This window comes from Clavibacter lycopersici, from assembly GCF_003576405.1.
GTDB lineage: Bacteria > Actinomycetota > Actinomycetes > Actinomycetales > Microbacteriaceae > Clavibacter > Clavibacter lycopersici.
On sequence record NZ_QWGT01000408.1, the window covers coordinates 1 to 1,228 of the forward strand.

The window sequence follows — 1,228 nt, forward strand, 5'->3', positions numbered from 1 at the left end:
CCCGCGCGCTCGACGCCGTCGCCGACGCGCTCGAGGCGATCCGCCCGGAGCTGCTGCCCGTGGCCGAGCGGGAGACCGCGCTCGCACCCGGCCGCCTCGCCGGCGAGCTGACGCGCACGACCGTGCAGCTGCGGATCCTCGCCGCAGCCACCCGCGACGGCCGCTACCTCGACGCGCGCATCGACCACGCGGATCCCGAGGCGGCGCCCGCCCCGCGCCCCGACATCCGCCGGTACCTCGTGCCCGTGGGTCCCGTGCTCAACTTCGCGGCGTCGAACTTCCCGTTCGCGTTCTCGGTCGCGGGCGGCGACACGGCCTCAGCGCTCGCGGTCGGCTGCCCGGTGGTCGTGAAGGCGCACCCGGGGCACCCGGAGCTGTCGCGCCGGGTCGCCGCCGCCGCGTCCGCCGCGCTCGTCGACGCGGGCCTGCCCGAGGGCACGCTCCAGCTCGTCGAGGGCGAGGAGGCGGGGCTCGCGATGCTGCGCGACCCGCGGATCCGCGCCGCCACCTTCACGGGATCGCTCCGCGCCGGCCGCTTCCTCGCCGACGTCGCTGCGGCCCGCCCCGACCCGATCCCGTTCTTCGGCGAGCTGGGCAGCGTCAACCCGGTCGTCATCACGGAGCGCGCCGCCGCAGAGCGCGGCGAGGACATCGCAGCGGCCCTCGTGGCGAGCGCGGCCGGATCCGCCGGGCAGCTGTGCACCGCGCCCGGCATCGTGCTGATCCCCGCGGGCCACGGCCTCGACCCGGTGCTCGCGGAGGAGGCCGGCGCCGTCGCGCCGCACGGGATGCTCAACGCCAGGATCGCGGAGGGCTACGCCGGGGGCCGCGCCGCCGCGATCGCGGTGGACGGCGTGCGCCTCGTCGCCGAGGGCCGGGCGCCCGCGGGCGACGACGGATCCGTGACGCCCACGGTCGCCGCCGTCTCCCTCGCCGACTTCGAGGCCGCGGGCGACGCGCTCCGCCACGAGGTCTTCGGGCCGTTCGCGCTCCTCGTCGAGTACCCCGCGGGCACGGACCTCGCCGCCCTCGCCGCGCGCACGTTCACCGGCGAGCTGACCGCGAGCGTCCACCTCGGCGAGGGCGAGGCCGACGCCGCGACGGCGGAGCTGATCCGCGTGCTCGCCGCTCGCGCCGGCCGAGTGCTGGTCGACGCCTGGCCCACGGGCGTCTCCGTCACCGACGCGCAGCAGCACGGCGGACCCTGGCCCGCCACCACGCTCGACCG

The 1,228-nt window shown here is 78.3% G+C and carries 1 protein-coding gene; it reads left to right on the forward strand.

The window, feature by feature from the left end:
• On the forward strand, positions 1–1,228 hold a 1,228-nt coding region (locus DZG00_RS15555; protein ID WP_119455824.1), incomplete at both ends, for an aldehyde dehydrogenase family protein.